The sequence below is a fragment of the Pseudomonas sp. AP42 genome, assembly GCF_001728935.1.
GTDB lineage: Bacteria > Pseudomonadota > Gammaproteobacteria > Pseudomonadales > Pseudomonadaceae > Aquipseudomonas > Aquipseudomonas lactis.
This window is the reverse complement of the sequence record NZ_LYSO01000029.1, coordinates 16,015-31,154: the sequence shown is the minus strand read 5'-3', so window position 1 is coordinate 31,154 and position 15,140 is coordinate 16,015. Positions and strand designations below refer to the sequence as shown.

Annotated in this window: 19 protein-coding genes; 3 read left to right on the top strand and 16 right to left on the bottom strand. The window is 58.2% G+C overall.

Translation table 11 applies throughout. The annotated features are described in order from the left end of the window. Positions 1-11: 11 nt before the first annotated feature. The 4 genes from ada to A7K61_RS13320 all read right to left on the bottom strand — a co-directional run bounded on the left by ada (position 12) and on the right by A7K61_RS13320 (position 2,326). Positions 12-1,085 (bottom strand): bifunctional DNA-binding transcriptional regulator/O6-methylguanine-DNA methyltransferase Ada, encoded by a 1,074-nt coding sequence (gene ada / locus A7K61_RS13330; RefSeq protein WP_069557741.1) that lies wholly within the window; start codon positions 1,083-1,085, stop codon positions 12-14. A gap of 75 nt (positions 1,086-1,160) precedes the next feature. Then, positions 1,161-1,826 carry a DNA oxidative demethylase AlkB gene (gene alkB, locus A7K61_RS13325; protein ID WP_044273920.1) on the bottom strand — a complete coding sequence of 222 codons (666 nt, stop codon included), beginning with the start codon at positions 1,824-1,826 and terminating at the stop codon, positions 1,161-1,163. A gap of 3 nt (positions 1,827-1,829) precedes the next feature. Continuing rightward, positions 1,830-1,997 (bottom strand): hypothetical protein, encoded by a 168-nt coding sequence (locus tag A7K61_RS33160; RefSeq protein WP_164545329.1) that lies wholly within the window; start codon positions 1,995-1,997, stop codon positions 1,830-1,832. A 26-nt stretch (positions 1,998-2,023) separates the two neighbouring features. Next, positions 2,024-2,326, bottom strand: coding sequence for a DUF1883 domain-containing protein (locus tag A7K61_RS13320; protein ID WP_003191319.1), 303 nt, complete (start codon positions 2,324-2,326; stop codon positions 2,024-2,026). Between the two features lie 212 nt (positions 2,327-2,538). Between A7K61_RS13320 and A7K61_RS13315 the strand changes: the two genes are divergently transcribed. Next, on the top strand, positions 2,539-2,889 hold the full coding sequence (locus A7K61_RS13315; RefSeq protein WP_003191317.1) for a hypothetical protein: 351 nt from the start codon (positions 2,539-2,541) through the stop codon (positions 2,887-2,889). 145 nt (positions 2,890-3,034) lie between these two features. Further along, positions 3,035-3,265 carry a hypothetical protein gene (locus tag A7K61_RS13310; RefSeq protein WP_032897196.1) on the top strand — a complete coding sequence of 77 codons (231 nt, stop codon included), beginning with the start codon at positions 3,035-3,037 and terminating at the stop codon, positions 3,263-3,265. Positions 3,266-3,270: 5 nt separating this feature from the next. Here the strand turns inward: A7K61_RS13310 and A7K61_RS13305 are convergent, their stop codons facing one another. From A7K61_RS13305 to A7K61_RS13255, 11 genes are all read right to left on the bottom strand, one after another. After that, positions 3,271-3,552, bottom strand: coding sequence for a hypothetical protein (locus A7K61_RS13305; protein ID WP_032897198.1), 282 nt, complete (start codon positions 3,550-3,552; stop codon positions 3,271-3,273). Between the two features lie 141 nt (positions 3,553-3,693). Next, positions 3,694-4,662 (bottom strand): fimbrial protein, encoded by a 969-nt coding sequence (locus tag A7K61_RS13300; RefSeq protein WP_047710912.1) that lies wholly within the window; start codon positions 4,660-4,662, stop codon positions 3,694-3,696. Between the two features lie 96 nt (positions 4,663-4,758). After that, on the bottom strand, positions 4,759-5,283 hold the full coding sequence (locus tag A7K61_RS13295) for a fimbrial protein (RefSeq protein WP_032897202.1): 525 nt from the start codon (positions 5,281-5,283) through the stop codon (positions 4,759-4,761). 11 nt (positions 5,284-5,294) lie between these two features. After that, positions 5,295-5,774, bottom strand: coding sequence for a fimbrial protein (locus tag A7K61_RS13290; RefSeq protein WP_069557740.1), 480 nt, complete (start codon positions 5,772-5,774; stop codon positions 5,295-5,297). A 13-nt stretch (positions 5,775-5,787) separates the two neighbouring features. Further along, positions 5,788-6,282: a fimbrial protein gene (locus A7K61_RS13285; RefSeq protein ID WP_069557739.1), complete on the bottom strand. Its 495-nt coding sequence runs from the start codon at positions 6,280-6,282 to the stop codon at positions 5,788-5,790. Positions 6,283-6,292: 10 nt separating this feature from the next. Next, positions 6,293-6,865, bottom strand: coding sequence for a fimbrial protein (locus A7K61_RS13280; RefSeq protein WP_044273917.1), 573 nt, complete (start codon positions 6,863-6,865; stop codon positions 6,293-6,295). Positions 6,866-6,885: 20 nt separating this feature from the next. Continuing rightward, entirely contained in the window at positions 6,886-7,647 is a 762-nt protein-coding gene (locus A7K61_RS13275) for a fimbria/pilus periplasmic chaperone (RefSeq protein WP_069557738.1), read from the bottom strand. Further along, positions 7,644-10,256, bottom strand: a complete 2,613-nt coding sequence (locus A7K61_RS13270) for an outer membrane usher protein (RefSeq protein ID WP_139129488.1) — start codon at positions 10,254-10,256, stop codon at positions 7,644-7,646. Before A7K61_RS13270 ends, A7K61_RS13275 begins: the two co-directional genes overlap by 4 nt. A 19-nt stretch (positions 10,257-10,275) precedes the next feature. Continuing rightward, on the bottom strand, positions 10,276-10,836 hold the full coding sequence (locus A7K61_RS13265; protein WP_069557737.1) for a fimbrial protein: 561 nt from the start codon (positions 10,834-10,836) through the stop codon (positions 10,276-10,278). A gap of 51 nt (positions 10,837-10,887) precedes the next feature. Further along, positions 10,888-11,409, bottom strand: coding sequence for a fimbrial protein (locus tag A7K61_RS13260; RefSeq protein ID WP_032897213.1), 522 nt, complete (start codon positions 11,407-11,409; stop codon positions 10,888-10,890). Positions 11,410-11,907: 498 nt separating this feature from the next. Then, positions 11,908-12,093, bottom strand: coding sequence for a hypothetical protein (locus A7K61_RS13255; RefSeq protein WP_003191311.1), 186 nt, complete (start codon positions 12,091-12,093; stop codon positions 11,908-11,910). A gap of 309 nt (positions 12,094-12,402) precedes the next feature. On the opposite strand from A7K61_RS13255, the gene galU reads away from it, so the two are divergent. Beyond that, entirely contained in the window at positions 12,403-13,242 is an 840-nt protein-coding gene (gene galU, locus A7K61_RS13250; protein WP_003173830.1) for a UTP--glucose-1-phosphate uridylyltransferase GalU, read from the top strand. Positions 13,243-13,392: 150 nt separating this feature from the next. Here the strand turns inward: galU and A7K61_RS13245 are convergent, their stop codons facing one another. Continuing rightward, positions 13,393-14,985: a serine protease gene (locus A7K61_RS13245; RefSeq protein WP_044273909.1), complete on the bottom strand. Its 1,593-nt coding sequence runs from the start codon at positions 14,983-14,985 to the stop codon at positions 13,393-13,395. Positions 14,986-15,140: the final 155 nt, after the last annotated feature.

Here is a 15,140-nt window from a genome sequence, read left to right as displayed (position 1 = left end):
GCCAGTCTGTTTTATTCACTGGACGACAGCGGCATTTTGTGGGGCTGGGTTTCGCGCTCAAGCAACTGACGCTTACGTTCCACGCCCCAGCGGTAGCCCGACAGCTCACCATTACTGCGCACCACGCGATGACAGGGAATCGCCACCGCCAGGTGGTTGGCACCACAAGCCTGGGCCACCGCGCGAAAGGAGGTGGGCGCGCCGATACGCTCGGCAATCTGCGCATAACTGGCAGTGCTGCCCGCAGGGATTTCTCGCAACGCCTGCCACACCCGTTCCTGAAAGGCCGTGCCGCGCAGGTCCAGGGGCAAATCCAGGCCCAGGGCAGGGGCCTCGACAAAGCCGACGACGTGGGCGACCAGTTGTTCGAAAACCTGATCCGCGCCGATCAACTCAGCCTTGGGAAACTGGTCTTGCAGGTCGCGCACCAGTTTGCCCGGATCATCGCCCAATAAAATCGCACACACGCCACGTTGGCTTTGCGCCACCAGAATCGCCCCCAGCGAGCACTGCCCAACGGCAAAGCGGATGGTGTTATTGGCGCCGCCGCCTTTGTAGTCTCGCGGTTTCATGCCGAGCACTTGGTCGGCGGCTTCGTAAAAACGGCTATTGGAATTAAAGCCCGCGTCGTACAGGGTGTCTGTCACCGAATGCTGGCCCTTGAGGCCGTCGCGCACTCTGCGCGAACGCAGGGCGCTGGCGTAACCCTTGGGGGTCAACCCGGTGTTGGCTTTGAACACGCGGTGGAAGTGAAACGGACTCAACCCGGCGCATCGGGCAAGCATGTCCAGGCTAGGCGGGGTTTCGGCCTGTTCGATTTGCCGGCAGGCCTCGGCCACTAGCTGTCCATGGTGTGCGGCCAATTGGGTCTGGTCGCCGGCAGCGCGTTTGCTCGGGCGATAACCGGCAGCCTCGGCCTGCGCCGGCGTGTCGAAGAACTCGACATTTTCCGGGCGCGGCAAACGCGAAGCGCTGCTGGGGCGGCAATAAATACCAGTGGTTTTCACGCCGTAGACAAATAGCGCGTCAGCCTTGGCATCACGGGCAATAATGGCAGCCCAGCGCGGATCGTGTTCGTTATTCATGGCCTGCACTCTTGACGGTTCAGGAGCAGATTAAGCCTGCTGCGCGCAATCGACACTCCGAAGCTTGCGGTCAAATTAGCCAGCGGTGCGAAAGGTCAGGTTGATGCGCTGCGGGCCCATGATCGGATGCACGCCGTCCTTGATCGGCATCACGCCATGAAAGCGCAGGCGATCAACGCCGCCCCACACCACTACATCACCATGGAACAACGAGACCTTCTGGGTTTTGTCACTGCGCGCATGGCCACCGAACAGGAAAATCGCTGGCAGCCCCAGGGACACCGAGACCACGGGCGCGCTGTAGCTGCGCTCGTTCTTGTCCTGGTGCAGGGACATTTTCGCCCCCGGTACGTAACGGTTGATCAGGCAGGCATCGGGTTGAAAACCGCTGAAACCGGCCTCGGTAGCCGCTGCCACCGCCAGTTGGCGCAATGTGTCGGGCATGACGGGCCAGGGTTGCTGGCTGCGTGGGTCGAGTGGGCTGTAGCGATAGCCACGGGCGTCGGTGGTCCAGCCCAGCTCACCGCAACTGCTCAGCGCCGCCGACATGGTAAAACCGCCGGGGGTGACCATCTGCCGAAACGGTGATTGAGCCAGGACACGCCGCAGTTCAGGCAATAACCGCTCGATCCAGGGCAGGGCATAGCCCTTCAGTACGTAGGATTCTTCGCCAATTTGCTCGCGCCCGGCAGGCTGTTGCAGGGCATCATCGGCAAACAAATCGGCGGTAGGGCCCGGCATGGCTTACAGCGCCTTGCTCACATTGATTTCGGTGATTTCGTCGCTGGCATCATGAATTTTCGCCAAGGCTTGCTTGGCTTCTTCGACGCTGTTGCTGTGCAGCTGGGCAAATTCAAAGCGGCGTTCGCCGTTGAGCTTGTACTTGATGACGTATTTGGTTGTGGTGGTCACAGCTTTTTTCCTGTCAGGTGTTCGGGTCAGCTCAGCTTGCTGCTGGTGCGACGAACGATGCGGATCTTGTGGGACAACGCAGGCTTGCGGGTCACGCTGATGGCGCGACGGGTCACCACATCCAGGGTGATGTTCCAGAAGCCGGTGCTCGGTGCGGTGATCTTGGCCGGGAATTTATCAAATGCGCCGCCGTGGTAGGTATGGCGGCCGCCATTTTTGAAGCTGCGAAAGTTCGCATCACTCATCAGGCGAATATTGCAGGTCTGCGAGCATTCGATGACGACAATGTCTCCCTCGTTGAGGTGCTCACGCTGGTGGATGAATTTCATGGGGTGTCTCCAGAAGGGCTTTTTCTGAAAAATCAGAACGATACGTAGGTTAAGATGGAGTTTATCAGCCCCAGCGCGTTTATTATCGGGCCGTCGTCGACGACTTCGACAATTTAAAACAGTTATTTACCGAGTTATCACAGATAAATCCTACGTTGGTGGGAGAAAATTACCATCCCCGCTGTCGTAGGGTCTTTATCGGAGGTTTTTGTATGAAGTGGAGTGTGTTGGTGCTGGCCTTGGCAATAGGTGGGTGTGCTTCGGTTGCAGATATCAAGCAGACCCCGCCAACATTGGTGGTCATCTCAGGGAAGAAGCCGCAGGAATATGCGGCGTGTGTGGTGCGCAAATTGGAGGCGACCCGTCGGCCGCCGCAGATCGAGCCCCATAAAGATGGCATTCAGGTGATCGTGCCGCAGAAATTCTCGGCAGACCCTTCGGCAATTTTTGAAATCGAAGACCGCTCCAGCGGTAGCAGCATCAAGCTTTATGAAAGCATGTCCAATGTGCCCATCCGCCCGGGCGACGTGAAGAAGGCAGGGGAAGAGTGCATTTCCGGTTGAGCCACAGGCCCACCCCTCAAACCCGATAAAAAAAGCCATCACCCTGCAGGGACGGCCTGCATCCGTTAAACTGTCGGGCATTCACTACAAAGATGCCGCTCAAACCCTGGGTTTGAGCGGCATTTGTTTTTCTGGAAAGCCCGTTATGAAACGAGAACACGTCAAAGCCCGCCATGCCGAAGGGCAGATTTCGGCCACCCATGTCATCCAGAACCCCGCCGATTTGGGCGAGTGGATCGTATTTTTCAAGAAGAGCGGCGGGCGCAGCTACTTCTTGGTGGACGAGCAGGATGAGGTCGAATCGTTCGCGCGCCTGGATGACCTGATCGAACTCCTGCGTGGACTGGGGATCAAGTTCGCTGAAGTGCACCTGTAGCAGCGTTACTTGCAGACCACCACCACGCTGCGGCCTTTGAAGTTGCCCACGTCCTGGCCCAGGGTCTTGTCGCTTTCCTTGAGCGCCGGCGTACCGTTGGTGCCGACGATGCGGTAACCGGTGCCCGCGCAGGATGCGTCCGCTTTCTCGTAGCAACTGGCCCATGAATTGGCCTCGCCCGAGCAATCGATGGTCAAGCCTTGTTCGCCATTTTTAAGCAAGGTGTCCGAAGCGGTGGTGCAGCCGGCGAGTGCCAGTACCGCGGTCAGTGCCAGGATTTTGTTCATAAGGGATCTTCGTCGAGAGGGAATAGAGGGCGCTGACACTGTCGTGGGGCGTTGGCGGCGATTATAGCGAACTGCCATCGGGTGTGCAGTGGCAGGTTACCCGTGCTGCGCTTGCACACCCTGTAAGTCAGTGGGTGACAGTCATGGCACGCCCATTACCAGCACGCCACTTCCACTGATTGCCCCGGCAGCAGGGAAGTCACCTGCTCGTCGTACGAGCGAAAAGGTCACATCATCGCCTCCCATGCTGTTGGTGATGCGGGTGCGGAATGAACCGTTGACCCTCACCGCTGAGCCCGCACGCACGAGGGCGGTGCCCACGTTCGGGTTGCTCATCACCAATAGCCTGTCGTCGAACGACGTCGAAATGCCTTTGTAGGTGATGGTGATGTCGGTGTTGATCCCACCATTGGGGCATGAATAGGTGAGCCTGCGGTTGGCACGAACCGAGGTGGTAAGGGGATCGGTGCCGATCGCCCGCTGTTGCACATTGCCGAAGTTGATCTCGATGGGGTTGTTATTGTTGATGGTGCAGGTTGACGGCGAGATGCCGAAGTTGTTGGCGGCTTTGTACGTGAGGACGAGCCGCGTGCTTCCAAAGCTGTAATTATTCGTCTGGTGCAGATTCAGCGCGCCCAGAATGTCACCTATTACCACGCTGATCGGGTTGCTGGGGTCGTTGCGCAGCAGGATATAGGGGGTTACAAAGATGGGATACGCCACAAAGTTGTTAGGCATGGTCGCGATCCGGATGTTAAACGGCACTGGAGTGTTATAAAACGCGCCGTTTATGCGTAGGCCGGTACCTTGATTGTTGAATTTCGGCCCGGGCACCCAGGGGGCGCCGGCTTGCGCCGATGTTCCCCAAAAATCTATACGCGTAGGGTGGGCAGGTGAGGGCGTAAATCGGCATTCCAGCCACGCGCCTTCGAGAAGGATACGGGTGTTGTCCGAGCCGACACTCACGTTGACGGGGACCTCCAGGTTCAGGATCCCGCCGTCGCCAACATATTGCCAATTTCCGCCATTAACGCGGCAATCCGCTGCTCGCGCGGTGGTCGTCACACCCAGCAGGACGAGAAGCACTATTGCTCCATAGAGTCGTTTCATTTTGATCTCTCATTGCGCCTCTGTCCGAACGTCACTGTGAGTGATCATCCGGAAGATAATTAAGGTTTGCCCAGGCCGTTTTCAGGCCAGCAACGGCTACGGATAGTCCAACGTAAAAGTCGAGGTCACCCTGTACGCGCCTTGGCCGATGGTCTGATCGCTGATGGCTTGCGGCTCGCCCTGCACAAAGGCTTTAAGCGCGATCACATTGCTGCCATCTATCAGTACCTGCGCATCGCTGGGCGAATTCAGCGGCAGTGGCTTGTTGCTCGGCGTCTCTATGCCCACCCCGATGCCTGAGGCGCCACTGCCGCCATCCAGCGCGAGCATGCCGGGCAACGCGGTGTTTTCCCTGCCGCCAAAGGTGATGCTGACCGTGGCGCCAATGGTGGTGTCGCAGTTCTCCAGGTGCAGCCTGAAGTCCTTGCCCTGTGAACGGGTGTTGATATACAGGTGCTTGCTGGTAACGTCCCAGAGTTCCAGGGTGACGGCCTCGTCGCCCGGTCGCAGGGTGCAGGCCTCCTGGACCAGGTTGCCCTTGAAACTCAGGTTGTCCGCTGCTTGGGCGTCGGCGGCCAGGCTCAAGGCCAATACCAGCGCTGCACGGTGTAAATGTCCCATTGATTCGACTCCTACTGGTATTCGGCCAACAGCGTGGCCACCGCGCTAAACCTTGCGGGCGCCAGGGTTGCGCCGGGCTGTTTGACCGGCACCACCTCCAATACGGGCGGTGATGACAGGCTGATATCCAGTGGCGTATTGAGTGAAAAAGGCAGGTTGTTCTGGAAAACCCGAATACCCAGCGCCGGTACGCTTGTCTGTACCGCCGCACCGTCAAAGGTGGTTGCCGTGCCGTTGACACTCAACTTCAGCGCCCATGGAAGCGTGTCGGTGCCGCAGCTGATGGTGTAGCCCACGCCTTTTCGGTACTGCATACCGTCGACGCGCTTGATCCCGACATCGCCAAAATCCACCTCGATGGTGTTGCCCGCATCGATCGTGCACGGGGGAGGCTCGTTGAGCGTGCCGCTAAACGTCAGGTTGGCCGATGCAACGCTGCACAGGCCGAGGGAGCACAAGGCGAGCAACGCTCGCTGCGGCCAACAGATCATTGGTCATTCCTCTTCATTGATAATCGACCACGAGGGTGGCGGCCGCATCGAATGCGCCTCCGGTCAGCGTGCTGCCCGGGCGTTTGACGGGTACCGCCTGCACCACCGGCACGTTGGGATAGGTGAAGTTCACCGCCGTGTTCAGCGGCCAATCGGCGCCATTGATGAACAGCTTTACCCCAAGATCCGGCTTGCGGGTGACCAGCACGCGGCTGTCAAATGCAGCACCGGTGCCCCTGAGTTCCAGGGTCAGCGCGTTGCTGAAAGGGGAGCTGCAGGTGACGGTGTACGGCACGCCACGGCGATAATTGACCCCGTCGACTCGCGAGGTCAGCAGGTCATTGCCAAAAGGCACGTCGAGCGTACTGCCGCTGTTGATGACACACGGCGGCGGCGCAATGATCACCGCGCGGATGGTCAGGTTGGTCTCGGCCTGCGCACCCAGGCTGAACGCCCAGAGCAAACCGCTGCCCATTAACACGGCCCAGGGGCCGTATGACTTAGCCATTGTTCTGCCCTTACTCATAATTGAGCCTGAAATCCACCACGGCCCGGAATGCCCCGCTGGTCAATGGCGCAGCGGTGCGCGTAGGCCGAACGTTCCAGGTCTTGGTGTTACCGCCCAGGGGCAAGAACAGCGGTTCGCCACGTTGGCCCAGTTGTACGTCCCGCCCCAGGGCGTCGGTCAGTTGCAGCCCCAGGCCGGTGATGCCTTGCACTTTGACCAGGCGCGAATCGTCGTCATCGGCAGGCGCGATAAAGGCCACCGACAGCACCGGTTGAAAGGCGCTCCAGGTCAGGTTGCCGGTGCGTTCACTGCGGATACTGCCGGCGGTGCGGTTGCACTCGGTAAAGCGCAACTGGAAGGCCACCTGGTTGGCCTGATCACCAGGCCGACGTAACTGGCTGGTGGAGACGTCGCCCAGTTCAATGGTCTGATGCAGCGAGGTCATTTCCAGGCTGCACGGGGTTTCGTGCATGGAGCCGGAAATATTCAGCACGCCATTCATGCCCTCGATATCCTCGGCCTGCGCGCTCCCTCCAAAGGCCAGTAACAGGCCGCCCAATGCCGTTATGTAATGAGACTTCATGGCTGACTCCAGCGACAGGCTTACTGTTTGGGCAGTGCTGCTTGCAGGTTGACCTTGCACGTCTCGCCGCTGCAGGTGAAGGCCAACAGCGGACGGCCGCCGTAATCATTGACGTAGGCCAAGTGAGGGGTAGGGCCCAGGGCCTTGGCGGTCGGGCCGAGGATCAGCGTGCCTTTGGGCGGCACCATCACCGGCTCGAAACCGGCCACGGTCTTGCCCTCTTTGGTGCTGCGCGCATCCACCAGGGTCACGTAGTAGGGCGTCGGGTTATTCACCCGGTAATGCTCGCCTTGCCGGGTCAGGGTCAGCTTTTCCTGCCAGGGGTTGGACAGGTCTTGCTGGCTGGGCGTAATGGCTTGAGGCCGGTAGAACAGTTTGATCCGGGTCTGCAGCGCGATTTGCAGGGTGTTGGCCTTATCGGTGCGTGGCGGAATTTCCCGCAGGTTGAAGTAGTAGACCGTCTCTCGATCCTGGGGCAACGACTTGGCCGCCGGCAGCGCCTGGACTTTTACCTGGCTCTGTTTGCCCGGTTCCAGGCGCTGCACCGGGGGCAGCACGATCAAGGGCGTGGTGAGTTTCTGGCCCTCTTCATTCTCGATCCAGCCCTGGGCCAGGTACGGCAATTGGGTGTTGTTATTGGTGATGTTCACGCTGGCGGCGTCCTTGCTGCCGTCGAAAATCACGCGGGTACGGTCCAGGCCAATTGCAGCGTGGCCGCTGTGGCTCACGGCGAGCGTCAGCAGGGTGAGGGTCGAGAGGGTGATGCGTTTGTACAGGGTCATGAGGATGTGGTCTCCGTGACGGGGTGCTTGCCGGTCAGTTCTGCCGGCGCGGACAAGGGTTGATCGGTGGCTGCGACTCGGCAGTCCAGTTGCAGGGCGTTGCTCAGGCCGTCAGCGGGCAAGACGTCGGGAAGGGTGAGGGTGCAGCGCTCATTCCCGCCCCAACTGACGACCATCTGTTCACCGGCTTGAATGCCGCTGAGGTAGACATTGCCGCCGTCATTCACGATGCCGGTGTCCTGCTGCTTGGCGTTCTGGACCGTCGCACCGAAGGGCGGCGAGCTGCCATCGGGCAGGCGCAGCACCGCCATGGCTTTTTCACCGACAATCACGTCCAGGGCGCGATAACCGATGGCGCCTTCGGTGAGGGTCAGTTGGGTGACAGATTGAGTGGCTTCGACATTGCTCGGCAGGCTCTCCAGATCGACGCTGGCTGCCGTACGCTGGTAGCTGCTCAGGTCGGCGATCACCGCTTTACCGAAGGCGTTGCTGCGGGTCGGCGAGCCGTAACCCCGCACCGGCACGTCAGGCACGCCGCTGGTATCCACCATCAAACGGGTGCCGCCCATGCTGTTGGTGCGATGCAGGGCTGCGCCGTGAGAGGTGAGCGTGCCACCGCCGCGGGCTGACAGGCTGAGGCTGGTGCGGCTGTCTTGTTGCCGGCTGGCGGCGAGTGTCAGGTCCGCTTGATCACCCATGTGGCTCAGATAGCCACTGGCCGAATTATCGCTGGCGGTCAATTGGTAGCTGTTGCGCTCATCAAGGCGGTCGCTGTAACGCGTTGAAAAGCCGTTCTTGCCAGCGGCCCGGCTGGCGTCCAGCGATAGCGTGCCGCTGCGTCCCAACGGCAGGCTGACCGTCAGCGCCATGCCGTTATCCTTGTAGTTGTAATCCAACGTGCGATAAACGTTGAGCGACAAACTCATGTTTTTGACGGTGCCCACATTGAAGTAGCGGGACACCGACAAGTTCCAGCGCTGGGTAGCCGGTCGCGACCAGTAAGTTTGTTTGTTATAACTGGCGTAGACCGTGGCGCCCAAGTCGCGAAATTGTTTGTTAACGGTCGCTGTATACAGCGCTTTGCTGCCACCAATAGGTTTGAATTCACCGGCATATTGACCGAATTCGTCGTATTGTCCGCGGCCCGCCAGTTCCCCGTTCCTGCCGTAATGACGAGCGTCTAAATATTCACTCATGCTCAAGAAGTTCTTATCGGAGAACCGATAACCGGCGAAGGTGACCTGGCTGTCGTATTGTTCAAAGTTCTTCGAATATTGCAGGCGGTAGGATTTACCCGAGAGCGTTTGATTCCACACCTCAGCCCGGGACTGGGTGACATCCAGGGATAACGCGCCCAATGCCAACAGGTCGCGGCCAGCGCCGATAGTGGCGGCCCGGTAGTTGTTGTCGGTGATGGCGCCGCCGAACAACGACCAGCCGTTGCTCACGCCCCAGGAGAACTCCCCCGTGCCAAAAAAGTTGCCGTCAGCGCCATATTGGAGATCCGAAGGCCGCCCGCTCGCCAGCTTGTATCGAACTTGCCCAGGGCGCGTCAGGTAAGGAACGCCTGCGGTGTTGAGCTTGAAGGTCTGTACCGAACCATCTTGCTCCTCTACCCGCACATCCAGCGTACCGGTGACGGCATCATTGAGGTCCTGGATACGAAAGGGGCCGGCGGCCACCAGGGTTTCATACAGCACGCGCCCTTGCTGGCTGACGACCACCCTGGCGTTGGTCTTGGCCAACCCCACCACTTCAGGTGCGTAACCGCGCAGGTTGGGGGGCAGCTGACTTTCGTCTGACGTCAACGCAGCACCGGTAAAGCGGAAGCTGTCGAACAGGTCCGAATACAGGTAGTTTTCGCCAACTACCAGCCGCGCCCTCAAGGCAGGAATGGCGCGGTAAGCGTAGTAGCGGCTCCACTCCAGCTTCTGTTCCCCGGCGGAACGGTCCCTTGCGCTGTCGACACGGCCCTGCCAGTCGGCCCTCAGGCGCCAGGCCCCGGCATTGGCCCCCAGCGTTCCGTTGCCACTGAGGTGGTTGCGGGTGCGCTCGTTTTTCTGGGCGTTGGACTGCGCCGTCAGGTTGTAGTCGATCAACAGTCCCGGTACGCCTTCATCCCAGCGTGCAGGCGGATCCCAGTTGAGGGCGCTGTACTCAAGGTAGGCGTGGGGCAGGTTGATGCTCAATGTGGAGGTGGCCAGGTCTGCACTTACCTCGGCACCTGGCAAGCCTTGAAGGTCCAGGCACTCGTCGCCTTTCCACCTTGTGAGCCTGGCTGCTTCGATCGCCTTCAGGCCCAGTTGCGCCACGAGCGCTGCGGACAAGCAGGCCTGGCTACCCTTCGGGTCATCATCAGGGGGATAAAACGCCACCGACTGCTCGGAAAGCGCCTGGCCGTTGATCTGCACAAGCATCGTGTAAGTGCCGGGCAGAATGAAACCGCTGCGCGAAAACCGCGACAAATCGATATTGGTGCGATCATTCAGGTCAAGAACGTCGGTATTGAATTCGATATCCCCGGCACCCAAGGCTGTGCCTGCCAGTGACATCAGCCCGCCAACCAACGTGGGGCGCAGCGTATGTTTGATCTTCGACGCATTCAGCATGAAAGCAACCCATCAATGTTCAAAAGTATTCCAACTTGAACCGCACGGCGACGCGGTGAGCGCCCGGCGCCAAGGGCAACCCGTTGCCCACCAGCCGCAACGTGTAGTGAAGTGTCATGTCGCCTTCGGCCAAGGGATGCGGCGCCATCGGCTCGCCCGGCACGCTCTCCTGGCCGGCCGAATCCCAGATGTGAAAGGCAACACCCTGTGAATCGCCGAAGGCAGCAAAAGAGCGACCGTCGCGGTCGCGCGGGCCGTCGAACGTGACCCGCAAATGCTCCCAGTCAGGTAGCGTTGCACCCGGCCGTAAAGGGTCCGGGCGCGTCAATGAGCAGTTGACCAGGCGCAAATCAAAGGGGTGTGGCTCGCCCAACGCATTTCGCAACAGCCGCCCAATGGGCTCGGCGGGCATCTCGATGGTTTGATCGGCACTGGTCAGTTCCAACCCGCACGCGGAGTCAACGACCCTGCCACCGAGCGTGATGACCCCTTCACCTTGCGCAGTCTCCTGCGCGAACACCCAAGGGCTGATGACCACCGCCAGTGACGAGCTCATCGCCAGACTTATGAGTTTTTTCACCGTTTTCTCCCACCCGTTCCCCCCGCCACCCTGAGGTGGCGGGGGGGCTACTTACTGATAAGCCAAGGTGAAATTGGTGACCGCGCTGAAGTCACCCGGCACGATGTCGCCGGTCGCCGCGCCTTGAACAAAGGCGCCGAATTCCAGCGTGTTGTCACCGGTGGAAATGGCCTGGGGCGTGGTTGCCACACCCAGTTGGATAGGGCTGCCGCCATGGGTCATCATGATGCCGACGCGGCCTGCGGTACCGACGGTGCCGATTGCGCCAGGCACGTCAGTTGATGGCGCAGCCGTGAACGTCGTGGTCACGGTGTTATCAGTCAGATTTGTCAGGTCGCAACCTTCCAGTTCAATCAGCACACGGCGAGCTTCGGACTTACCGCCTGCCTGCAATTGATGCTTGGCGATGGCGCCCAGATGAATGGTCTGATCTACCGATTCAGGCTTGATGGAGCAGGCACCCGAGTGGACCGATCCCAGAAAGGTAACCGTTCCATCTGCCGCCTGAGCGCCGGACATGGAACCCGCGAACAGGCCGATGGTTAACAGTGCAGTTTTGAACGTAGTTTTCATTTGCAGATGCCCACATAAAAATGTCATGGAAGAGCCCCGCCACCTGTTGGCGTGGGCTGACGTTTCACCTCAAGAGTGGCCGGCAGCAAACTCGGCTGATCGCCAGTCGAGTACCAATCAGAAGTTAAAACTTTCCAATTAGTTGTATTGCCATTTGGGCGCACGGTTGAGGCGGAAGCAATTGTGTGATGGCGGCTTGAAAAAGTAAGTCGTCACATTCGCTTATTGATGTGGGCAGGCAGTATCGCGACGTATAGGAAGAATGTGGCACTTTGCCAAAACTTTGATTTTGGCTGTAAGAAATGAACTACACGCTGCTAAATGTGAATAATTTAGTTGAGGTTATAGCTGTAAGAATGGGATGGCATACAGTGAAAATCAATAGACATTAATGGCGCGAAACAACTAACCGGGTTACGGGCGCAGAGGCCGTGAGGCTGGCAGGTCAACAGCCACAAAAAAGCCCCGCTTGACGGGGCTTTCGCAGAGCAACGAGGCTTACTTGGTTTTCGGCCGCTTGCTCGATGCATGGCCTGCCTCATCCACAAACACCTCGGCTACGGCAATCGCCATGCTTTCGGTCTCGAATACGCCGGCAACGCTGTCGCCGTGAAAATTGATCAAGTGCCAGCCGTCTGCTCGCTTCGTGATCAGGTAGCCGTTTACACCTTTGGGTTCTGACATCTGTTGGCAATCTCGTGGTCTTGGTTCAAGGTGCTCATGATAACGCCAATTGCCGGGGCAGGGCGCAAGTTGTTGCAGGTCAGTGCCAGGGGGGCAAAAGCGTGCTAAAACCATTGCAGCCCTTTAAACAAGGGGCCAAGTCGGGTTCTGATCGACCGTTGGTGATGCGCTTTGCAGGATCAGCGGAACTTACGCCGACATTTTTTCTCTATGATGACATCGCAACGCCAGCAGGACCCATTGTAAGGTGACTGCGGCCTGATTAGACTGCGCCGAATTCCGTACGCACAGCCCTTTGTAAGGACTCATATGATCAAGAAATGCTTGTTCCCAGCAGCCGGTTACGGCACTCGCTTCTTGCCAGCGACCAAAGCCATGCCCAAAGAAATGCTGCCAGTGGTGAACAAGCCACTGATTCAGTACGGTGTGGAAGAGGCTCTGGATGCCGGTTTGAACGAGATCTCCATCGTCACGGGTCGTGGTAAGCGCGCGCTGGAAGACCACTTCGACATCAGCTATGAGCTGGAAAACCAGATCAAGGGCACCGACAAGGAAAAATACCTGGTCGGTATCCGTAAATTGCTCGACGAGTGCTCGTTCTCCTACACCCGTCAGACTCAAATGAAAGGCCTCGGCCACGCCATCCTTACCGGCCGCCCGCTGATCGGTGACGAACCGTTCGCCGTGGTCCTGGCGGATGACTTGTGCGTCAACCTGGAAGGCGACGGTGTGCTGACCCAGATGGTCAAGCTCTACCAGAAATACCGTTGCACCATCGTTGCGGTGATGGAAGTCAACCCTACCGAAACCAATAAGTACGGTGTTATCGCCGGTGACGATATTGGCGATGGCCTGATCCGCGTACGTGACATGGTCGAGAAGCCAGCACCGGAAGATGCACCGTCGAACCTGGCGATCATCGGTCGTTACATTCTTACCCCGGACATCTTCAAGCTGATCGAAGAGACCGAGCCAGGCAAGGGCGGCGAGATCCAGATCACCGACGCTCTGCTCAAGCAAGCCAAAGACGGTTGCGTGATTGCCTACAAGTTCAAGGGCCAACGTTTCGACTGCGGCGGTGCTGAGGGCTACATCGAAGCGACCAACTTCTGCTACGAGCATTTCTACAAAACGGGCAAGGCTTACTGATTCATGTAAGCCGTTGCTCCAGCAGGTCGTTTCAGCGACCTAAACAAATGCCCCGATTGTTCGGGGCATTTTGTTTCATGCGTTAGGCGCACGCGTTCTGCTTTTGACCTCTAAAGCGAAGAGTGTCGATGCCAGCAGATGAATGGCGGGTTAATGTTTCGCTGTTTCGATTTTGAGGTCCCTGGTGATAATAAGCGTTTTATTGCCGGCCTCGTCTTTTCCGTAGGCGCAATAACGCCAGTTCCGATCTTTTGGCAGTATGAGCGTCTCTCTCACGAGGGCGTAACCGCTTTCATTCTTGCAGTCAATTGAATCGAGCGCCCCGTATTTATAATACGTCTGGACAATTTCGTTCAGCCGAGAGGCTGTGGTTATTTGCCATTCGTCAGGGCTGTGTTCATACACGTCGACTTCCGGCTTGCTCTGCGGGGCTGTGTCATCCAGCTGGCGTAATTTAACGGTCGCAAACTTCATGGGTTGCCAGGACGTCTGTCCAAAGCGTTTGCCAATGATGCATATCGCCTGAACCCCCTCCCTTTGATCGACGGGGAGTTTAAGCAGGGGTTGATCAACCGCCCTGACTGGCGCCCCATATCCTTTTGGCAGTGCGCATTGAATTGAGCTGGCTGATCCGCTCTTGTAGCGAATCCATTCGAAGCCTTTACTGATCTTCAGGCCCCAAGACGCCGGTTGCAATTGACCGTGCTCGTTGGGGGCTGCGGAGCGGGTCGACCAAGAGCCCACGCGTTCGATAGCTATCCCGGTACCCGGGTCAAGGTTGCTCAGGTCCAAGGTGTTATCTGGTCGAAATGCCGCAAGAATATGATCAACCGAGTGGGTGTATACCGCCTCAGGCCGACTTACCGTGCCGGCAGGCGCGAGTTCGCAGGGCCGGGCGAAGCCACAACCATTCAAGTAAGAGTCGGTCGCTGTAGATAGTATGCCGATTACCCGCTTGCCATCTTTCGCAAAAACCGGGGAGCCGGAGGAGCCGCCGTATACGCCAATACAGTCGTTGGCACGAGCGTCGGACCAATACCAGGGAAGGTCTGGTCGGATAGGCCAGGCGCTTTCGAAAAGAGGCGTGGGCGGCTGCGATTGGCAAACTGAGTGGCGCAGAAAAAATCCGCCAGGAAAAGCGCCCTGGGGTATATGTGCCAGTTCAATGGCGCGGTCGGACGCATCAAAATTCTTTAACAGTAACGGCTTCACGCCTCTTGAGCGAAGTTCGCCGTAGGTTGCAGCCAGTTCCAGCAACCCGACGTCCGACCCTTTCATGCTTGAATAAACTATACGTTTGATGCTGTACCAATGGTGCTCATTAACATTGTCAAAAAAATAAGCGGGGGAAAAAGCAAAGCCAACTGCCATGGGTTTATCAATGACGACGTCATTGTCACCGCTATCAATGCTCAACAAAGGATCAACACTGCAATGCCCCGCAGTGAGAATAAGCGCGGCCTGAGTATCATTGGGTGTTTCGCTGCTAGCCACCAATGTCGCCGTGCATTCCCACGCGAGCCCTTGAGTCTTCTTCATTAAACCTACAGCGAAGAAACGATCTGACCCCGGCGCAGTGGCCGATAACAGCGGAGCCACTCCAGCAGCGGGTGAGGTGTGAGGATTTGGAATTGAGACAAGCATGCTGTCGGCATGGCTGGAAGTGATCCATGCAGCCAGCACAATGAGCGTGAGTCGGCTAAAAAATCTTGAACTAAGCGTAAAGCGATAGCCGAAAATCATAGCGATGCTTCCTCATTTCGGATGCGGTGAGTGTTTACGGCACCGAAGTATCATTACGGATCGTCAATCAGCCTTCTACTGTCAACAATGACAGGTGACGCCTACGGTTTTTAACTAGCCGTTAAAGACCGTCGTGACAATGCGCTCTCTAGGGC